Source organism: Rossellomorea oryzaecorticis, from assembly GCF_045897515.1.
Lineage (GTDB): Bacteria > Bacillota > Bacilli > Bacillales > Bacillaceae_B > Rossellomorea > Rossellomorea enclensis.
Genome location: NZ_JBJOSA010000012.1, coordinates 89,789 through 110,753 on the forward strand (window position 1 = coordinate 89,789; position 20,965 = coordinate 110,753).

General features: G+C 46.2%; 18 protein-coding genes. 16 read left to right on the forward strand and 2 right to left on the reverse strand.

All coding sequences use genetic code 11. From position 1 onward, the window contains the following. Nucleotides 1-105: 105 nt before the first annotated feature. The 9 genes from ACKA06_RS14440 (at nucleotide 106) to ACKA06_RS14480 (ending at nucleotide 10,584) form a co-directional block, all read left to right on the forward strand. Nucleotides 106-1,914: a methylmalonyl-CoA mutase family protein gene (locus ACKA06_RS14440; RefSeq protein WP_411159956.1), complete on the forward strand. Its 1,809-nt coding sequence runs from the start codon at nucleotides 106-108 to the stop codon at nucleotides 1,912-1,914. Nucleotides 1,915-1,934: 20 nt separating this feature from the next. Continuing rightward, on the forward strand, nucleotides 1,935-4,067 hold the full coding sequence (gene scpA / locus ACKA06_RS14445; RefSeq protein ID WP_411159967.1) for a methylmalonyl-CoA mutase: 2,133 nt from the start codon (nucleotides 1,935-1,937) through the stop codon (nucleotides 4,065-4,067). Next, nucleotides 4,067-5,098: a methylmalonyl Co-A mutase-associated GTPase MeaB gene (gene meaB, locus ACKA06_RS14450; RefSeq protein WP_081941101.1), complete on the forward strand. Its 1,032-nt coding sequence runs from the start codon at nucleotides 4,067-4,069 to the stop codon at nucleotides 5,096-5,098. The genes scpA and meaB overlap by 1 nt, the downstream gene beginning before the upstream one ends. Nucleotides 5,099-5,224: 126 nt before the next feature. Then, entirely contained in the window at nucleotides 5,225-5,662 is a 438-nt protein-coding gene (locus ACKA06_RS14455; protein ID WP_411159957.1) for a BrxA/BrxB family bacilliredoxin, read from the forward strand. Between the two features lie 1,032 nt (nucleotides 5,663-6,694). After that, nucleotides 6,695-7,465, forward strand: coding sequence for a transporter substrate-binding domain-containing protein (locus tag ACKA06_RS14460; RefSeq protein ID WP_032087782.1), 771 nt, complete (start codon nucleotides 6,695-6,697; stop codon nucleotides 7,463-7,465). 83 nt (nucleotides 7,466-7,548) lie between these two features. Next, nucleotides 7,549-8,208 carry an amino acid ABC transporter permease gene (locus ACKA06_RS14465; RefSeq protein WP_032087783.1) on the forward strand — a complete coding sequence of 220 codons (660 nt, stop codon included), beginning with the start codon at nucleotides 7,549-7,551 and terminating at the stop codon, nucleotides 8,206-8,208. After that, nucleotides 8,201-8,917: an amino acid ABC transporter ATP-binding protein gene (locus ACKA06_RS14470; RefSeq protein ID WP_032087784.1), complete on the forward strand. Its 717-nt coding sequence runs from the start codon at nucleotides 8,201-8,203 to the stop codon at nucleotides 8,915-8,917. The genes ACKA06_RS14465 and ACKA06_RS14470 overlap by 8 nt, the downstream gene beginning before the upstream one ends. A 149-nt stretch (nucleotides 8,918-9,066) precedes the next feature. Then, a complete protein-coding gene (locus ACKA06_RS14475; protein WP_058297697.1) occupies nucleotides 9,067-10,053 on the forward strand; it encodes an aromatic acid exporter family protein in 987 nt (328 codons plus the stop codon). A 27-nt stretch (nucleotides 10,054-10,080) separates the two neighbouring features. Continuing rightward, nucleotides 10,081-10,584 carry a L,D-transpeptidase gene (locus ACKA06_RS14480; RefSeq protein ID WP_411159958.1) on the forward strand — a complete coding sequence of 168 codons (504 nt, stop codon included), beginning with the start codon at nucleotides 10,081-10,083 and terminating at the stop codon, nucleotides 10,582-10,584. 499 nt (nucleotides 10,585-11,083) lie between these two features. Here ACKA06_RS14480 and prli42 read toward each other — a convergent pair whose 3' ends face one another. Further along, entirely contained in the window at nucleotides 11,084-11,197 is a 114-nt protein-coding gene (prli42, locus tag ACKA06_RS14485; protein WP_156416136.1) for a stressosome-associated protein Prli42, read from the reverse strand. 174 nt (nucleotides 11,198-11,371) lie between these two features. Here prli42 and mce point away from each other — a divergent pair, with 174 nt between their 5' ends. The 6 genes from mce to gndA all read left to right on the forward strand — a co-directional run bounded on the left by mce (nucleotide 11,372) and on the right by gndA (nucleotide 18,096). Beyond that, nucleotides 11,372-11,791 (forward strand): methylmalonyl-CoA epimerase, encoded by a 420-nt coding sequence (mce, locus tag ACKA06_RS14490; RefSeq protein ID WP_411159959.1) that lies wholly within the window; start codon nucleotides 11,372-11,374, stop codon nucleotides 11,789-11,791. Next, entirely contained in the window at nucleotides 11,791-13,338 is a 1,548-nt protein-coding gene (locus ACKA06_RS14495; RefSeq protein WP_032087788.1) for an acyl-CoA carboxylase subunit beta, read from the forward strand. The genes mce and ACKA06_RS14495 overlap by 1 nt, the downstream gene beginning before the upstream one ends. 73 nt (nucleotides 13,339-13,411) lie before the next feature. After that, nucleotides 13,412-14,533 (forward strand): M20/M25/M40 family metallo-hydrolase, encoded by a 1,122-nt coding sequence (locus ACKA06_RS14500; protein WP_411159960.1) that lies wholly within the window; start codon nucleotides 13,412-13,414, stop codon nucleotides 14,531-14,533. Nucleotides 14,534-14,794: 261 nt separating this feature from the next. Further along, a complete protein-coding gene (locus ACKA06_RS14505; protein WP_411159961.1) occupies nucleotides 14,795-15,265 on the forward strand; it encodes a chemotaxis protein CheW in 471 nt (156 codons plus the stop codon). A 21-nt stretch (nucleotides 15,266-15,286) separates the two neighbouring features. Continuing rightward, complete coding sequence (locus ACKA06_RS14510) at nucleotides 15,287-16,540, forward strand: DNA polymerase IV (protein ID WP_198259263.1); 1,254 nt, start codon at nucleotides 15,287-15,289, stop codon at nucleotides 16,538-16,540. 146 nt (nucleotides 16,541-16,686) lie between these two features. Beyond that, nucleotides 16,687-18,096, forward strand: a complete 1,410-nt coding sequence (gene gndA / locus ACKA06_RS14515) for an NADP-dependent phosphogluconate dehydrogenase (protein ID WP_198259262.1) — start codon at nucleotides 16,687-16,689, stop codon at nucleotides 18,094-18,096. A 56-nt stretch (nucleotides 18,097-18,152) separates the two neighbouring features. On the opposite strand, the gene zwf is transcribed toward gndA, so the two are convergent. Further along, nucleotides 18,153-19,655 (reverse strand): glucose-6-phosphate dehydrogenase, encoded by a 1,503-nt coding sequence (gene zwf, locus ACKA06_RS14520; RefSeq protein ID WP_032087793.1) that lies wholly within the window; start codon nucleotides 19,653-19,655, stop codon nucleotides 18,153-18,155. A 366-nt stretch (nucleotides 19,656-20,021) separates the two neighbouring features. On the opposite strand from zwf, the gene rnz reads away from it, so the two are divergent. Next, nucleotides 20,022-20,948, forward strand: coding sequence for a ribonuclease Z (rnz, locus tag ACKA06_RS14525; RefSeq protein WP_032087794.1), 927 nt, complete (start codon nucleotides 20,022-20,024; stop codon nucleotides 20,946-20,948). The last annotated feature ends 17 nt before the right edge of the window (nucleotides 20,949-20,965 follow it).

The window sequence follows — 20,965 nt, forward strand, 5'->3', positions numbered from 1 at the left end:
AAAAATTTCGAATTTTATCAAAACCGGCAGCGAAAAGAAACAAAGGGGCAGTTGAGTATAATTTTGAAAACGATTTCAAAAATGCGAAATGAAAGAGGGGTACATATGAAGCTTAGTGAGATGAAGAATCAATCATTCGATCCTCCCAATCTTCAAGCATGGCAGGTAGCGGCAAAGAAAGCCTTGAAAGGGAGGAGCGTAGAATCATTACATACCGGAACGTATGAAGGGATTGAACTTAAGCCGTTGTTTACCCAGGAAGATCTTCCCGCAAACGACCGGGTGGAGTCCTATATACCGGGGGTGAATAAAAAGGTTTCCTCCGTTCAAGAGTGGAAAATCGCACAAGTAATAAAAAGGGGAACGTGGGATGAATTAACACATGCCCTGCAAGCAGCAATTTCAAGAGGACAAAACTGCTTGTCATTTTCGGTGGAAGATATGCAAATGGATGAAGGATTTGACAACTTTATCCACGGGACTGCTGGAGAGAATCTGCCTTTATTCAACATTGAGAAGAATAATGCCGTTCTGGCTGACAGACTGTCTTCCTTGGCGGATAGCGATGAATCGCTGAAAGGTTCCCACGGAGTGATCGGATATGATCCAATTTCTGAAATTGCCTTCAAGCAGGGTGATTGCCAGCTTGATGAATGGACAGAAAAGACTGTCGCTGTGTCATCCAGCCTCCCGCACATCAAGACAATCATCATCAATACGACACCCTATCACAATCAGGGAGCGAATGCAGTGCAGGAGCTTGCCTATGCATTTAGTACGGGAGTCTTATATTTTGATATATTTCAAGAAAAGGGATGGTCCCCTGAAGAGATTGCTGGAAAGATACATGTTCATTTCTCGGCAGGAAGTCACTTCTTCATGGAACTTTCCAAGATAAGAGCGTTCAAAAAGGTATGGAAGGACATTCTTACTTCTTATGGCATTGATAAAGAATTATGTGAACGCTTCATCAGTATCAGCGTTGAGACATCACAGTTCAATAAATCAGCCCTTGATCGCCATGTGAACCTGCTCCGGACGGGCGGAGAGGCATTTTCTGCCGTTCTTTCCGGCGTCGATTTTCTGGTTGTACATCCTTTTGACAGCGTGTCGGGTGAGACAACCCCGCTTTCTGAAAGGGCTGCACGCAACATACAGCTGATCCTTGGGGAAGAAGCTCATTTAAATAAAGTGATCGATCCAGCCGGGGGGTCCTATTATGTGGAATGGCTGACCGAAGAGGTCGGAAGAAAAGCCTGGTCGGAATTCCTGCGGATCGATTCGGAAGGCGGAATGGCCGATTTACTGAAGAAAGGTGATATCCAGGAGAGCGTGAACAAGGTGCTGGAAAAGAGGCTTGCTGATTTATCCACGCGTTCACAATCCATGATTGGCACCAACATTTATGCAAATCCTGAAGATTCGCTTATCGGCGTGGAACCGTCAGATGACTACAGGCTTTCCCTGCCGTTTGAAAAGCTCAGAAGAAGGGCTGAAGAAATAAGAAGGTCAGGGGAAAAACCGGCCGCAGGAATCATTGGACTGGGTGAACTGAAGAGTCACAAGCCGCGCGCAGATTTTGTCAGTGGTTTCTTGTCCACAGGGGGCATCCATTCCCACCTGAGCCGTCCTTGTTTTACGAAAGAGGATGTCCTCGCCTTCATGGAAGAAACCAATTATCCATATTATGTTGTTTGCGGCCGGGATGAAGAATATGATTCATGGCTCCCATTGATCGTGGAGACAGCCGGCAAATACCATTCACAAATAAAAGTCGATGCTGCAGGTAAATTGAACGAAGAGAAGATGGCGGCCTGGACTCAGCTTGGGTTGAACGGCTGTATCCACCGGAACCAGAATATGCTGGAGAAACTGAATGATCTACTGACCATCTGGGAGGAGGAAAAGAAATGATTAAACCCGACTGGCAGGGAATGGACCCGTATTCCCCAAGGGCTGCTGCGGGAGATTTTCCTGCTCCAGGCAGCACCTATGAAACAAATGAAAATATAACGATCAAGTCGCTCTATACAGAGGAAGATACCAAGACTATGGCCCATCGTGAAGATCTGCCTGGTATTGCCCCGTTCACCCGCGGGCCGTATCCGACGATGTATGTGAACAGGCCGTGGACCGTGCGTCAATATGCAGGTTTTTCAACTGCAGAAGAAAGTAATGCGTTTTACCGGAGAAACTTAAGCATGGGGCAAAAGGGACTTTCGGTGGCCTTCGACCTTGCGACACACCGGGGCTATGATTCAGATCACCCAAGAGTGGTGGGGGACGTCGGAAAAGCAGGGGTGGCAATCGATTCCATCCTCGATATGAAAATACTTTTCGATGGGATCCCGCTTGACCAAATGTCGGTATCCATGACGATGAACGGCGCTGTGCTGCCGATCCTGGCTTTTTATATCGTCACGGCAGAAGAACAGGGTGTCCCGCAGGAGAAGCTCTCAGGAACCATTCAGAATGATATCTTAAAAGAATACATGGTGAGGAATACGTATATATACCCGCCGGAGACTTCCATGAAAATCATAGCGGATATCTTTGAGTATACCTCCAGGAACATGCCTAAATTCAACAGCATCAGCATCTCGGGATATCATATGCAGGAAGCGGGGGCACCTGCCGATATCGAACTTGCCTATACCCTTGCAGACGGGCTTGAATACGTCAGGACCGGTTTAAAGGCGGGGATCGACATCGATTCTTTCGCACCGAGGCTGTCATTCTTTTGGGCAATCGGGATGAATTATTTCATGGAAGTGGCAAAAATGCGTGCCGCGAGAAGGATCTGGGCAAAGATGATGAAATCATTTGACCCTGAGAATGTGAAATCAATGGCGCTCAGGACCCACTCCCAAACATCAGGGTGGAGCCTGACGGAACAGGATCCTTTCAACAATGTGACCCGGACCCTGATTGAGGCGCATGCAGCAGCGATGGGCCATACCCAGTCGCTTCATACGAACGCACTAGATGAGGCCATCGCCCTGCCGACTGACTTTTCAGCACGGATCGCACGTAACACCCAGCTTTATCTGCAGGAAGAAACCTTGATCACAAAAGTCATCGACCCGTGGGCCGGTTCCCACTATGTCGAATCCCTTACCCAGCAGCTCATGGAGAAGGCATGGGAGCATATTGAAGAAATAGAAGAGCTCGGCGGGATGACGAAAGCGATCGAAACAGGTCTGCCAAAGATGAGGATCGAAGAAGCTGCTGCAAGAAGGCAGGCAATGATCGACTCAGGTAAAGAATCGATCATCGGCGTCAATAAGTACCGTCTGGATAAAGAAGATGAAATTGAAACACTCGATATTGACAATACTGCCGTCAGACAAAAGCAGATCGAGAGAATCCAAAAATTAAAAGATGAGAGAAATGAAGATGAAGTCCTGAAAGCACTGGACGCCTTGACGAACGCAGCGCAGACAGGGGAAGGGAATCTTCTAGAAAAGGCAGTTGACGCAGCCCGGGCCAGAGCAACCCTCGGTGAAATATCCGGTGCAGTCGAAAAAGTATCAGGCAGGCATAAAGCGACGATAAGGAGCATAAGCGGCGTGTACAGTTCAAATTTCTCGAATGAAAATGAAATTGCAGTGGTGCAGGAAATGACCGAGGAATTCCTTGAGAACGAAGGAAGGAGACCACGTATCTTGATTGCGAAGATGGGCCAGGACGGGCACGACAGGGGTGCGAAGGTGATCAGTACGGCATTCGCCGATCTTGGATTTGACGTCGATATCGGACCGCTGTTTCAAACGCCGGAGGAAACGGCACTGCAGGCAGTCGAAAACGATGTGCATGTCATTGGGTTCAGCTCCCTTGCTGCCGGGCATAAAACCCTCCTGCCGCAGCTTGCAGCAGAGCTTGCAAAACTCGGCAGGGAAGACATATTGATTGTCGTAGGCGGCGTCATTCCTGCCAAGGATTATGAGTTCCTGCTGAATAACGGGGCATCTGCCGTGTTCGGACCTGGTACAATCATACCGGTGGCAGCACAGAAGGTGATAAAGGAAATCTATGAAGTCCTCGGTTATGAGGAAGTGACCGAATAATGGATTCCCGGAAGCCGGAGAAAAAGAGGAAATTTGTTAAGAGAAAACAAGATTCCATTTCAATTCCAGCATTGAAAGAAGGGGTCCTGAATGGAAATCGCAGTTCCTTGGCAAAAGCCATCACACTCATAGAGAGCAACGCCCCCCATCACTATGAATGGGGCCAGGAACTTCTGGGGGAATTGATGCCCCATACCGGGAACAGCCTCAGGATCGGGATTACGGGAGTCCCCGGGGCAGGGAAAAGCACCTTCATCGAAGCGTTTGGAGAAATGCTGTGCAATCAGGGGCACTCTGTCGCGGTTCTTGCAATCGATCCAAGCTCCTCCTTATCAGGGGGAAGCATCCTCGGGGATAAAACAAGGATGGAGCAGCTTTCCAAAAATCCAAAGGCGTTCGTCAGGCCGTCCCCGACAGCGGGCACGCTCGGCGGGGTTCACCGGAAAACGAATGAAACATTGCTTTTGTGTGAAGCTGCAGGATATGACATCATGATCATCGAGACCGTCGGAGTCGGGCAGAGTGAAGTGATGGTCAGACAGATGGTCGACTTCTTCCTCTTACTCGCCATCACCGGCGCGGGAGATGAGCTTCAGGGGATGAAAAAAGGCATCATGGAACTCGCAGATGCCATGGTCGTCAATAAAGCGGACGGGAAAAATAAGCAGCTCGCTGAAAAGACGAGACGTGAACTGAACCAGATCCTTCACTTTCTAGTGCCGGCTACAAAAGGATGGAACTCAAGGGCGTATACATGCTCAGCCCTTGAAAAAAGCGGTTTGAAAGAGTTATGGGATGTCATAAATGAATTCGAGAAGACAACCAAAGAAACCGGCAGTTTTCAGGAAAGAAGGATGCGCCAAAAGAAAGAATGGTTTTACACCATGTTAAAAGACCGGATCCTGTCAGATTTCTTCCTGGACGAAAAAATCAAACCGGCAGTCCCGCGAATGGAAGAAAAAATCAAAAGCGGTGACCTGACCACATCCAAAGCCATCGAAGAACTGCTTCAACTGTATAAGAAGTCTTAATTCACACCTTTTTAGTCAATTTTAATTGAAAATAAAGGGACAAACTTGGTATGATGGGGGTACATCAAACTTCGTCTACCGTGAAGAATGATAAAGACATAGAGCATTGAAAAGGAGCGTCATAAAATGGATATGGATTTCAATTTATTTATGAACGATATCGTCCGCCAGGCCCGTCAGGAAATGGAGGCATCAGGATATTCACAATTAACATCAGAAGAAGATGTGGAACAGGCTTTCATCAAGCCGGGCACTACACTTGTCATGATTAACTCAGTATGTGGTTGTGCAGGCGGAATCGCCCGCCCGGCAGCAGCACATGCCATCCATTATGATAAAAGACCGGATCAGCTTGTAACGGTATTCGCCGGCCAGGATAAAGAAGCAACCGCTAAAGCACGCAGTTACTTCACCGGCTATCCGCCTTCCTCACCATCTTTCGCCCTTTTAAAAGATGGAGAACTCTTGACAATGGTAGAAAGACATGAAATCGAAGGACACGATCCGATGTCGGTTGTAAACAAGCTTCAATCCTATTTTGATGAATATTGCGAAGAAGTTTAAGCATCTTCAGGAATCGGCTCTTGTACAGTGTTGTTTGAGCCTTGAGTTAAACCCGGACCATTTTAAATTGGTCCGGGTTTTTGTTTTGATTTGTTTGGGGGCAGGGACGGGTTTGTGTTTCCTTATTTTTACAAGTGACGGAATTATCGCCGGAATCGAAAGATAAATGGTGGAAATCGAAGGATTAAGGGTCAAAATTAAAAGATTATTGGGCCATATTCGAAGATTACCTTGTCAATTCGAAAGATTCCACCCCGCATATAGACAAAAAGCCCGCTCTTTCATGTATTTAGACAGCCTCATCAGGAGCGTTTACAGTATTGTGTAATTCAACGTAATGTTTTTTGGCCTGCCGGGCAGTACACGGCAGGTTTTTATAACTATTTTCAATTTAAATTGGCCTTTTACTCATCACCAGCGGAGATCAGAACGAAGAATCCTATCAGAAAAGCGCGGGGATTTTGGGATCGACCACGGAATATAGCCGGTTGCTCAATGCTTTATCCTGAAATCGGTTGAAACAGCCGAAAGACTGGACTATATGGTGTAAATGACCCACTAGAGGCCGTGCAGCTGTATTTGTGAGTGAGTTTTTACTATTGAAAGTTACATAATTTTACAAATCTTCGAGTTTTGGCTGATAATCTTTGAATTCGGTCCTTTAATCTTTGAATATTGACCATTATTCTTCTAATTTTGACAATTAATCTTTTAATTTTAAGGATAATTCCATCACTTGGGAAAATAAGTAAATATATATCGATTCCCTAAACCTTTTTTTCCAGATTGGAACAGTTCCTGCCAAAAATAACGAAGCTCACCAACCACCCTTCCAAAAGCGAAGGCTTGCCCGGAAATAAACAGCGGCATCCAAACCCCATAGATATCTAGGTACCTGTTTTCTGAAAATACAAACATTAATTTATAAATATAAAAAGTATTGCATAAAAATAAAAACCTGATAAACTACAAATATACTAATTAATATACATTAATTTTTATATTTATTCATAACAGGAGGGCAACAATCAAATGAAAAAGCTTCTAATTTTATCCTTAGCACTATTATTGTCAGCCGGTCTTGCTGCATGCGGCTCGAAGGAAAGCAGCACTGCATCCGGTGATTCAAAAAAATTGATCATGGGTACATCCGCAGACTATAAACCTTTTGAGTACGTGGATACTGCAAACAGCGACCAATTCATAGGGTACGATATCGACCTTGCCAATAAGCTGGCGGATGAGCTGGGATATGAGGTTGAAATAAAGGATATGGAGTTCAGCGGCCTTATCACCGCGTTGAAGACTGGTCAAGTGGACTTCGTCCTTTCGGCGATGACACCGACCCCGGAGCGAAAAAAGAATGTGGATTTCAGTGAAGTCTATTACACGGCGAAGAACATGATCATCACAAAGACAGACAGCGGGATTTCCTCGGAAAAAGATCTGGACGGCAAGACGGTCGGGGTTCAGTTAGGTTCGATTCAGCAGGATGAAGCAGAGGGCATGCAGTCCTCCATCGATTTGAAGGTGGAAACGAGGGACCGTATTCCTGAGCTGATCCAGGATCTTCAAAATGGCCGATTCGATGCCATCATCATTGAAAATACAGTGGCCGCCGGCTACCTGGATAAGAACAATGACCTTCAAGGTTCAACGATGAAGGTCAACGAAGAAGAGGCAGGCTCTGCCATTGCTTTTCCTAAGGACAGCGAACTTACAGAAGAATTCAATGCTGCCTTAAAGAAATTAGAGGAAAACGGGGAACTCGATAAACTAGCGGAAAAATGGTTCAACGGTTAAAGGTAGCGGCAAACGAAAACGAAAGGCTGACCATCCACAAAGGTTGGCCTTTCTTCAATTTACACAGTGACGGAGGATGAAATATGAAACTTGACTTTGCACAACTGCTTCCATCGATCCCTTTTATCCTGGAAGGATTGAAGGTCACTCTGATGATCGTCGGGGCAGCAGGCATTCTCGGATTTTTATTCGGCATCATTTTATCATTATTCAAAATCAGTCCAGTCAAACCGCTGGTGTGGTTTGCTGACGCTTATACATCTGTCTTCAGGGGGACACCGCTTGTACTGCAGCTGATGATTATTTTCTACGGATCGCCCCAGCTGTTCGGGACACAGATCGAGCCTTATACTGCGGCAATTCTATCCTTCTCATTAAACTCGGCTGCGTATATCTCGGAAATCATCCGGGCTGGCATCAATGCTGTAGATAAGGGACAGAAGGAAGCTGCGATGGCCCTCGGTATCCCCTACAGTCAAACAATGAAGGATATCATTCTGCCCCAGGCGATAAAGAACATCCTGCCTGCTTTAATGAATGAATTTATCACGCTGACAAAGGAATCAGCCATTGTCACGGTGATCGGGGCAATGGATGTAATGAGAAGATCGTATATGGTCGGAAGCGATCTTTATTCGTTCTTTGAACCGCTCCTGCTTGCAGGATTCATCTATTATATTATGGTCATGGTATTGACACTGCTCGGCAAGCTGCTTGAAAGGAGACTGAAAGGAAATGATTAAAGGAACAGCGATTACAAAATCATTCGGAAAACTTGATGTATTGAAAGGTATTGACATCACGGTTCAAAAAGGTGAGGTGCTCGCGGTGGTCGGTCCTTCGGGATCCGGGAAGTCCACCTTGCTGAGATGCCTGAATTATCTGGAGCAGCCAAGCGGCGGCACCATTCAATTCGAGGGGTTGTCTGTTGATAATAAGAATATCGGTCAAATCAGACAGGAAGTCGGGATGGTCTTTCAGCATTTTCACCTCTTTCCTCATATGACTGTGCTTGAAAATGTAACCTATTCGCCGATTAAGGTGAAGAAAGTAAAGCGTGAAAAAGCAGAGCTAATGGGCATCGAATTATTGAAAAAGGTGGGGTTGAAGGAGAAGAGCGGTGAATTTCCGAATCGGCTTTCAGGGGGGCAGAAGCAGCGTGTGGCAATCGCCCGGGCTCTGGCGATGGAACCGAAAGTCATGTTATTCGATGAACCGACATCCGCCCTTGATCCCGAAATGGTAAAGGAAGTATTGTCCGTCATGAAAGACCTGGCGAAATCCGGGATGACCATGATTATTGTCACCCACGAAATGGGGTTTGCCAAAGAAGTGGCCGACAGGGTCATATTCATGGATGACGGCAAAATCGTCGAGGAAGGGAATCCGGATGACTTCTTCTTTCAGCCGAAAACTCCGAGGGCAAAAGAATTTCTTGAAAAAGTACTATAAGCTTTATTTTTTACCGGTAAAGGTGCTGCAAGCATCGATATAGAACTAACAGAAGAAAAGAAGGGTTGGCAATGAATCAATCCTTCTTTTTCGTTCATCCATTTCTATGGTATTCTTAAAGAATCATTTTAACTGTTAGGAGAAAAAGCATGTTCCGAATAGGATATCGTACACTTAAGACCGGGATTGGGACTGCCCTGGCGATCAGTCTGGCCCAATTTTTCCAGCTTGATAATTTCGTATCGGCGGGGATCCTGACCATCCTCTGCATCCAAAACACAAAGAAAAAATCGGTTCAGGCGTCCTCAAGCAGATTTGCGGCATGTGTCATTGCCATGCTTTTCTCGGCGGCGTTCTTTGAATTCATTGCGTACCACCCGGCCGTCATTGGTCTCTTGCTTCTTGTTTTCATCCCTGTCACGGTGTCATTGCGGATTAAAGAAGGGATTGTCACCAGTTCGGTCATCATCCTTCACGTCTATTCCGCGGGAAATGTAACGCTTGGACTTTTTGAAAATGAACTGGGGATCATCGTGATCGGCATCGGCATTGCACTCATCATGAATCTGTACATGCCGAGTGTGGAAAATAAACTAGCCGAATACCAGGAGCAGATCGAAGCAAACTTTTATAAGATTTTCTGTGAACTGATCAACCATCTCAAAACCAATCAGAGTGACTGGGACGGAAGGGAAATAACGGAAACAGAAGAATTGCTGAAAGAGGCAAAGACCCTTGCCTTCAAAGAAGTGGAAAACCACTTCCTCCGCCATGAGGACTTATATTATCTTTACTTCAAGATGAGGGAGAAGCAGTTTGAGATTTTGCAGCGGATACTGCCGATCGCTGCTTCCATTTCCATAAAAGTGGAACCGGGTAAGAAAATAGCCCATTTCCTGGAAGAACTGAGTCAGCATATCCATCCGGGTAACACAGCTCTTTTCTATCTGAAAAAATTGTACGATATGAAAGTCGAATTCGAACAGATGGAACTCCCGCAAACACGCGAGGAATTTGAAGTGCGTGCGGCGCTTTATCAGTTTGTCCGTGAGATGGAACAGTATCTATTGATCAAAAGTTCCTTCAAGGGGATTCAAAAGAATGAGAAAGGCAAAAGAGAAGTACACTACACCTAAGATCGAATGTAAAGGGTGACAGAAGCAATGCGTATACTTCTTGCCATTTTGCTGATGGCGTCTCCGATCTGGCCGCTGGGCAGGAACCCGCTGCCGGGAGATCCGTTTCTCATCGTCAACAAAGAAAATAATCAGCTTGCCTTCATCAACGAAGGAAAGATTGCCGGCACATACGGCGTGGCTACCGGCAAAACCACCGAATTGACACCCGAAGGCCTTTTCACCGTAACGGTAAAAGCAAAAGATCCATACTATCGCAAAAAGAATATTCCGGGCGGTGACCCGAGAAACCCGCTGGGATCCAGGTGGGTCGGGTTCGATGCAAAAGGGACGGATGGAAGGATCTACGGCGTCCACGGCACCAATCGGCCTTCTAGCATCGGAAAATATATTTCAAACGGCTGCATACGGATGCTCAACAAAAACGTAGAATTCATCTATGACAGGGTCCCCGTCGGCACAAAGATCCTCGTCGTCAAATCACCAAAAACCTTCCAGCAGCTGGGGGAGGAATATGGTGCATTGAAATGAAAATGCTTTAATAGTAGTTGATTGCTGTGTTTGTTCTCGGGTCCAGCATTTGATTGGAGTGCAAGACGAAGACTCCTGCGGGAAGAGTAGCTTATTAGAAAAGCGGAAGGGCTTTGAAGAGAGGCGTGTGGCATAAGACGAATCGATCACGAAGGCGCTCTTTACCTTCTTGGTCGGTTTGACTTATGACATGTGCCTCTAAGCCCTGCAGCTGGACAGCTAGAAAAGCGGAGGCGGCTCGTTCAGAGATGACAAGCATAAGACAGGGCATCCGGAAAGGCGCTCTTTGCCTTTTTGGATGGCATGGCTTATGTCTCGAGACTCTAGCCGCCGGAGCTGGACAAGTGAGACCCCGCAGGAACGTAGTGACGAGGAGGCTCACGGGCTACCCGCGGAAAGCGAAGTCTTGCACGGAAATCAAATGCGGTGTTTAAGCATGACAAAATAAAAAAGATTTGCCCACGTTAAAACGGAGGGCAAATCTTTTTTTATACCGAACCTATAATAAAAATGTCAAGCCAGCCATAATCGTGGAGGCAATCATTGCAAATAACATTAAATAAACGACTATCTTTCTCATCTTTTTATTACCCAATCGAATCTCTCCATTCATTCAGTAAAACCCTAAATAATTTTATAAGCATATTTTATCGCGTATAGATTGAGAATACAACCTGTCCCCTTAAAGAAAACGCTTTAATTATTCGTGAAAATAGGAGGATTTTCGACACCCGGAATCGAATGAATAAAAAGAAGGCAAGCAGAAATTAGTAAGGGGATGGGTAGAATGAACAGAGTGGATCACATCGGGATAGCCGTATCATCAATTGAACATGTTCTTCCATTTTATGAACAAACGCTTGGATTGAAGCTGCTGAAAATGGAAGAAGTGGCATCCCAGGGAGTGAAAGTGGCTTTTATTGATGGAGGAAATATTAAACTGGAATTACTCGAACCACTACATAAAGAAAGTCCTGTTGCAAAATTCATCGAGAAAAGGGGAGAAGGGATACATCATGTCGCTTTCGGTGTACAAGACATCGAAGACCGCCTTGCCGAATTGAAGGAAAAAGGCGTGAAAATGATCAATGAATCCCCGAAACAGGGGGCAGGCGGAGCAATGGTCGCCTTCATGCATCCAAAATCATCGCACGGCGTCCTGTACGAGCTTTGTAATAAATCAAACACCAAGGAGGATCTTGCATAATGGATATCTATGAAAAAATTAATGAACTGTATGACCGCAGGCGCGAAGTGGAACTTGGCGGCGGTGACGCAAAAATTGATAAACAGCATGAAAAAGGGAAACTGACGGCAAGGGAAAGGATCGATATCCTGGTCGATCCGGGAAGTTTCGTTGAATTGAACCCATTCATCGAACACAGATGTTCGGATTTCGGCTTGAACGGAGTGGAAGGACCAGGGGACGGAGTCGTCACCGGATACGGAAAAGTGGACGGTAAGCCGATTTATCTCTTTTCACAGGACTTCACTGTGTTCGGCGGGGCACTCGGGGAAATGCATGCAAAAAAAATTGCCCATGTCATGGATTTGGCCGTCAAGAACGGAGCCCCTTTCATCGGCTTGAACGACTCGGGCGGTGCGCGGATCCAGGAGGGCGTTGTGTCCCTCGACGGTTACGGGCATATCTTCTATCGTAATTCCATCTACTCGGGAGTGATCCCGCAGATTTCCGTCATCATGGGCCCATGTGCGGGAGGAGCAGTCTATTCCCCTGCGATAACGGACTTTGTTTTCATGGTGGATGAAACAAGCCAGATGTTCATCACCGGTCCAAAGGTAATAGAGACAGTGACGGGGGAAAAAATCAGTTCAGAAGACCTCGGCGGTGCGAAAGTCCACAATTCGATCAGCGGAAATGCCCATTTCAGGGGGAAGACCGAGGAAGAGGTCCTTCTCGAGGTGCGCAGATTATTAAGCTACCTGCCGCAGAACAACGAGGAAAAGCCGCCGCGCCTTGAAGCGTCCGAAGAAGATGATTACCGTGCCGACTTGACCGACCTCATCCCATTTGATGCGCTCCGGCCTTATGACGTGCGGACAGTCATCAATGAAATCGTGGACGCGGACAGCTTCATGGAGGTCCAAAAGGAATTTGCCAAAAATATCGTTGTCGGCCTTGCACGAATCAAAGGCGAAGTGGTCGGGCTCGTTTGCAATCAACCGAAGTTCATGGCGGGGGGACTGGATATCGATTCATCCGATAAGGCATCGAGGTTCATCCGTTTCTGCGATTCGTTCAATATCCCCCTTATTACATTTGAAGATGTCACCGGCTTCTTCCCGGGGATCAAACAGGAGCATGGGGGGATCATCCGTCATGGAGCCAAAATTTTATATGCCTACTCGGAAGCTACGGTGCCCAAGATGACTGTTATCCTGCGCAAAGCATACGGAGGGGCTTACGTAGCACTTAACAGCAAGTCGATTGGTGCGGATCTTGTTTTCGCATGGCCGAATGCCGAAATCGCCGTGATGGGGCCGCAGGGTGCGGCAAATATCATCTTCGCAAGGGAAATCGCTGCAAGCGATAACCCTGAAGAACTGCGCGCCCGGAAAATCGAAGAATACCGTGAGAAATTCGCCAATCCATACGTGGCAGCATCCCGGGGGATGGTGGATGATGTCATCGATCCGCGTGAAACCCGCATCAAGCTGATCCAGGGACTTGAAATGATGAGAAATAAAAAAGAAGAGAGACCGGCGAAGAAACACGGCAACATCCCTCTGTAAGGGAGTTTATTTGTCCGGTCACAGCATTCACGATATACTGGAACAGTGAATACATATTGTGGAGGTCTATTAAATGATAAATCAAGAACGTTTATTGAATGAATTCCTTGAATTGGTGCAAATCGATTCTGAAACGAAAGATGAAGCTGAAATCGCAAAAGTATTGACGAAGAAGTTCACGGACCTGGGTGTCGATGTGTACGAGGACGATACCATGGATGTGACCGGACACGGTGCCGGCAACCTGATCTGTAACCTGAAGGGTAACAAAGATGGAGTGGGTACGATTTACTTCACTTCCCATATGGATACGGTGGTTCCTGCCAAAGGTGTTAAACCGACCTTGAAAGAAGACGGTTATGTTTACTCCGACGGAACGACGATCCTTGGGGCTGATGATAAAGCCGGCCTTGCGACGATGCTTGAAGCGATTACTGTGCTGAAAGAACAGAATATCTCTCACGGTGACATTCAATTCATCATTACCGTAGGGGAAGAGTCGGGTCTCGTGGGGGCCAAAGCTCTTGATTCCTCTCTTGTCAAAGCGAAGTACGGTTTTGCACTGGATTCTGACGGTAAAGTCGGCAATATTATCGTGGCGGCTCCTACGCAGGCGAAAATCCTGGCAACGATCTTTGGGAAAACAGCGCATGCAGGTGTGGCTCCTGAAAAAGGTGTATCAGCCATCACGATTGCAGCCAAAGCGATTGCTAAAATGCCGCTTGGCCGCATCGATGAAGAAACAACGGCGAATATCGGACGTTTCGAAGGCGGTAAAGCTACAAATATCGTATGCGAGCAAGTAGACATTTTAGCAGAGGCACGTTCACTGGTTCCTGAAAAAATGGAAGCACAAGTAGAAAAAATGAAGCATGCATTTGAAACGACAGCGGAAGAAATGGGCGGAAAGGCTGAAGTGGAAGTCCATGTCATGTATCCAGGCTTCAAGTTCAGTGACGGAGACGAAGTCGTTGAAGTTGCCAAACGTGCTGCCAAGAAAATCGGACGCCCGAGTGAACTGCTGACAAGCGGAGGCGGAAGTGATGCCAACGTCATCGCAGGCTTCGGCGTACCGACAGTGAACCTGGCGGTGGGATATGAAGAAATCCATACGAAAAATGAAAGAATGCCAGTGGAAGAACTGAACAAACTTGCAGAAATGGTCGTAGCGGTCATTCAGGAAGTAGCAGAATAAGAAAAAAGCGAAGGCGGGTCATTTGGGACGACAAGCATAAGACGAGTCAGCAGGAAACGCGTTATTTGCCTTTTTGGCTGGCTTGACTTATGACCTCGAATCCCAATCCGCCGGAGCTGCCCAATGTCCATTAACAATAGCGATTTGTTAATGGACATTTTTTCATTATTTCTAAATACATCCTTCCAAGCTCTTCAAATATATTTAATTATGGTACATTAGAAGTAACATAAACAGAGTTGAGAGGGGACATCACTAATCATGACAAAAGTAGTTGTATTCCATGCAGGCAGGGAAGAATATGCACTCCCGATCGAACAGGTCGTATCAATTGAAAAACTGGAGGGCATCAACCCGATTCCGCATCTGCCATCATACGTTCTCGGTTTGGTGAAAGTGAGAAATGAACTCATACCGGTACTGGATCTATCTTCCATATTATATGACCAAAGATCAGATAATGAAGAAGGGCTGTTTCTCCTGGTCATCCATACTGAAACACTCCAGGCAGGCCTCGTGGTAAAAGAAGCGAAAGAGATCCTGGAAGTTCCCAAAGGGGCAGTGACAGATGCCGGCCTCCTTGCATACTCCAGGACCAGGTATTTCGATGGTGTCATCAATCTCGAGGATCGTATGATCACGAAGATCGATCCGGAGGTTTTAATCGAGAGCCTTGAAGGTATGAAAGAAATCAGGGACTATGTTTACGAGCAAAAAATCTCCCAAAACTAATAAAACGAAAGATGCGATAGTATGAATTCACTTTATCCCAAGAATGGCAGGGTCATTCTTCATGTCGATATGAACAGCTTCTATGCATCGGTTGAAATGGCATTTGATCCAAGTCTTAAAGGAAAGCCGCTGGCAATCGCGGGAAACCCGAAGGAGAGAAAGGGCATCATTGTTACATGCAGCTACGAAGCCAGAAGCTTCGGGGTGAAAACAACGATGCCTCTTTGGGAAGCAAGGAAATTATGCCCGGATCTGATAATAAAAACACCGAACTTCGATCGCTACCGTGCTGCTTCAAGGGGCATGTTCGATATTCTAAGGCAATACTCCGAACTGGTGGAACCGGTTTCCATCGATGAAGGGTACATCGATATTACCGATTCATATGAAAAAGGAAGCCCGCTTGAAATAGCCTCTTCCATTCAACACCAAATCAAGAGTCAGCTGGACCTGCCCTGCTCGATCGGGATTGCGCCAAATAAATTCCTTGCAAAAACCGCTTCTGATATGAAAAAACCGATGGGCATAACTGTATTGAGGAAACGGGATATCCCGGGGAAGTTATGGCCGCTCCCTGTAATCGAAATGCACGGTGTCGGTTCTAAAACCGCCGAAAAGCTGGAAACGATCGGAGTCGTTACATGCAAAGACCTTGCAACGGCCAACGAAATACAGCTCAAATCTGTACTGGGAATCAACGGGCTTCGCTTGAAAGAACGGGCAAACGGGATAGACCGGAGAGTCGTGGATCCCGATTCGATTTATGATTATAAGAGCGTCGGAAATTCCACCACACTCCCTAGGGATACTGCGAACCAGAGTGAACTTTTATCCACCATTGAAAAGCTCTGCGCAAAAGTCTCCCAGCGGCTGCATCAGAAGGACGTTGTGGGAACGACTGTCCAGATCATGATCCGGGATAAATACCGGAAAACCATTACGAGAAGCAGAAAGACCGAAAACCCTGTCAGTACAAAAGAAGATCTCTTCCAACACGCCAGGCAGCTGTTTTTAAAGCATTGGAACGGGGATCCGGTCCGGCTGCTTGGAGTGACGGCACAGGATCTAATGGAGAAAAACGAGGCGACAGAGCAGCTTGATCTTTTCTCATATGAAAGTGCAGCCAAGGAAGAACCACTGTACAATGTACTTTCTCAATTGCAGGAAAAGTTCGGGAAAGACGCCATTTCAAAAGGGATCAGGGGAAAAGACAAGAAACCTTCATATGATACAAAACAGGACACAAGTTTTAACAAGGACTTTTTACGCGATTAATGGGCATTCTAAATGATTGATGCGGTTGCAGGGAACGGATGATTTGCATCAGGTCCGTATTCTTGTTAGATTGAAATGGATTGACTGCGTGTTAAAGAAATGATTTCTATAACCAGTAAAACCACACAGAAAGGACGTTGAACGAAATGTCTAAGCAAGAAATCGGCGTTATTGGATTGGCAGTAATGGGTAAAAACCTTGCATGGAATATTGAAAGCAGAGGATATTCTGTGTCTGTTTATAATCGTTCCCGTGAAAAGACGGATGAAATGGTGAATGAATCAACAGGAAAGAAAGTTGTTCCTACATACACAATTGAAGAGTTCGTGAACTCACTCGAAAAACCAAGGAAAATCCTCCTTATGGTAAAAGCGGGTAAAGCAACGGATGCTACAATCGATCAATTGAAGCCTTTCCTCGAGAAAGGGGATATCCTGATCGACGGCGGAAATACCTTCTTTGAAGATACTAGAAGACGAAACCAAGAACTGAGCGAATCCGGCATCCACTTCATCGGTACGGGTGTATCAGGAGGGGAAGAAGGGGCATTGACAGGCCCTTCGATCATGCCTGGCGGTCAAAAGGAAGCGTATGACCTTGTTGCTCCCATCCTTGAAGACATCGCTGCCAAAGTGAACGGTGAAGCATGTACGACCTACATCGGTCCGGACGGTGCCGGCCACTATGTGAAGATGGTTCATAACGGCATTGAATACGGGGATATGCAGCTGATCGCAGAATCTTACTTCCTTATGAAAAACGTTCTCGGTTTAAATGCCGAAGAACTCCACGAAGTGTTTGCCGACTGGAATAAAGGCGAACTCGACAGCTACCTGATCGAAATCACGGCCGATATCTTCACGAAAAAAGATGAGGAAACAGGAAAGCCGATGGTCGATGTGATCCTGGATAAAGCCGGTCAAAAGGGTACCGGGAAATGGACCAGCCAAAGTGCCCTTGACCTTGGTGTGTCCTTGCCGATCATCACTGAATCCGTCTTTGCACGCTTCATTTCAGCAATCAAAGACGAACGTGTAAAAGCGAGCAAGATCCTGAACGGTCCCGACACTTCCGAATTCAAAGGTGACAAGGAAGCGCTCATCGAATCCATTCGCAAGGCACTTTATATGAGTAAGATTGTTTCATATGCACAAGGATTCGCCCAGATGCGTTCGGCGAGCGATGAATATGATTGGAACCTTCAATACGGTGATATCGCCATGATCTTCCGAGGGGGCTGCATCATCCGTGCCCAATTCCTGCAAAAGATCAAGGAAGCGTATGACCGTGAGTCAGACCTTGCCAATCTGCTGCTTGATCCTTACTTCAAAGAGATTGTGGAAAGTTATCAATATGCACTGCGCGAGGTCATCTCGGTTGCCGTTCAAAATGGTGTTCCGGTACCTGGATTCTCTGCTGCCCTTGCTTATTATGACAGCTACCGCACAGAGACGCTTCCTGCGAACCTGATCCAGGCACAGCGTGACTACTTTGGTGCACACACCTATCAGCGAGTTGATAAAGAAGGCACTTTCCATACTGAGTGGATGAAATAAGAATAATAGTAAAAGCCCCGCTGAAATCAGCGGGGCTTTTTTGGTGTTTCTTTATATTAACATTGATCTACATCCAAATTTGCGATCGGCCACCAGTAGTAACCGTCTTTTGCGAGTAGATTATCGGCAGCTTTTGGTCCCATTGAACCGGACTCATAGTTAGGGAACTGTTCATCACGCGTCTTTTCCCAAACTTCGGAAATTTTGTCGACGAATGCCCAGGAAAGTTTCACTTCATCCCAGTGGGTGAAATTCGTCGCGTCCCCGCGCATGCAGTCATGCAGGAGTTTTTCATATGCTTCCGGTGTGTTCATTCCGTCGACGCTGTTATTGGCGAAGTTTAATTTAACAGGAGTCGTTTCAATGTTCTGTCCTGATTTCTTCACATTCAGATGCAGGGTGATCCCTTCTTCCGGCTGAATGTGGATGACGAGCAGGTTCGGAGCCAAGGGCTTATCGGTATTATAGTAAAGATTCATCGGAATATCCTTGAATTGGATCACGATCTTCGTGGACTTCGCGGCCATCCGTTTCCCGGTGCGGATATAGAACGGCACGCCTGCCCAGCGGAAATTATCAATCATTAATTTCCCTGCTACAAACGTCTCAGTATTGGAATAGTCGTCCACATTTTCAGCTTCGCGATACCCTACCACAGTCTGTCCTTTTGAAGTGCCCGGACCATACTGTCCACGAACAAAGTAGTCCTTCACTTCATCCTGTTTGAATGGTCGGAGGGCCCTTAACACACGGACCTTTTCACTTCTGATTTCTTCAGTCGTCAGTTTGATCGGCGGCTCCATTGCGAGGAGTGCGACCATTTGAAGCATATGGTTCTGCACCATATCCCTGAGAGCACCGCTTTTTTCATAATATCTTCCGCGTTCCTCTACACCCAATTCTTCAGAAGAAGTTACCTGGATGTTTGAGATATACCGATTATTCCATAACGGCTCGAACATGGCATTCGCAAATCGGATGACTTCGATATTCTGCACCATTTCTTTACCGAGATAGTGATCGATACGATAAATTTGATCTTCAGAAAAGGATTCGCGGATATGACTGTTCAGCTGTTCAGCAGACGGCAGGTCATGTCCGAAAGGTTTTTCAATGACCAGGCGCTGGAACCCTTTCGTATCGGTCAACCCTTGTGTTTTCAAATCTTCCGTGATCGTACCGAAGAATTCCGGTGCCATTGCCAGGTAGAAGATACGATTTCCTTCCAGCTGATAATGTTCATCCAATTCTTCCGATAATTGCTTCTGAGCCTGATAAGAATCACTGTTTGAGAGATCGTTTTGCTGATAGTAAAAATGAGAAACGAATCCCTCGATGTTTTCCTGGCTCCCCAGTGCATTATGTACGGACGTTCTTACATGCTCTTGAAATTCTTCATTCGACCAGTCACGGCGTCCGACACCGATGACGGCAAACTGTTCCGAGATTTTACCTTTTCGGAATAAATGATAAAGGGATGGATATAGTTTTCTTTTGGCTAAGTCCCCTGTAGCTCCAAAAATAGTAATCAGAGAAGAGGGTGTATCAGTGTTTTTCACAGTCATGACCTCACTTTATCTAGTTGCTTATCTGTTTTAATTGAATGGTTTCTTCCTATTTAATATCTATTACAATTACTTAATTTTAAAGATTAAACGGGGATTTAGCAAATCATTTGCTGATAAGCTTGTTATTGGGAAATATTTGGGATTTATCTGCCGCTTCCAGTGGCCAGTCGATCCCATTTCAAAATCTTCATCTTCTTTATGTTGGCTTTATTTTTAAAACTTATAACAAATTCCCGTAATTCCCGTCTGTCTGCGGAAGTGGGATGAACCGATTGAATGCTCCTTTAGCAAAGGAATTCAAACGGGAAAATATGCTATGATAAGGATACCAATCGTAAGCAGGCGGGAGTGAAGAATGTGGAATTGTTATTTTTAGGAACGGGAGCCGGGGTCCCGGCAAAGCTCCGCAATGTGACAAGCATTGCTTTGAAATTATTGGAAGAAAGAGGGGCGGTGTGGCTGTTTGATTGCGGTGAAGCCACCCAGCACCAGATTTTACATACAAGTCTAAAGCCGAGAAGAATAGAAAAAATCTTTATCACCCATCTTCATGGTGATCACATATATGGACTGCCCGGCCTTCTTGGGAGCAGATCATTTCAGGGAGGGGAATCGGAGCTGGTCGTCTATGGACCAAAAGGGATCAGAGAGTTTATAGAAGTCTCATTATCCATCAGCCAGACCCATCTGAAATACCCCCTTGAAATCGTGGAAGTGGAAGAAGGGATTGTCTTTGAAGATGAGAGTTTCAGAGTAGAAGCGAAGGAACTCCAGCACGGTCTTCAGACATTTGGCTACCGAGTGGAGGAAAAGGATAAGCCAGGTGAACTCCAGGTAGACCGTTTGAAGGAGAGGGGAGTGAAGCCCGGGCCAATCTATAAGAGGCTTAAAGCGGGCGAAGCAGTGGTTCTTGATGATGGGAGCATCGTCGACGGAAAAGAGTATTTAGGCCATTCCATCCCGGGACGCGTGGTTACCATACTCGGGGATACACGAACCTGCAGGCCTGCATACGAGCTTGCGAAGTCTGCTGATGTTCTTGTCCATGAAGCGACATTCAATAAAGATCAGGAAGAAATGGCTTATGAATATTTTCATTCTACAACCGAACAGGCCGCACAGACAGCCTCAGAATCCGGGGTCAATGTCCTGTTCCTGACCCACATCTCTTCACGGTTCGCGAAAGAATCCTGGCCGGAGCTGCAAAAGGAGGCAAGGGAAACCTTTCCTGAAAGCTACATAGCAAAAGACTTTTTGGAATATACGATACCAGTGAAAAAATAGTAGAGAGGAGACCCTGT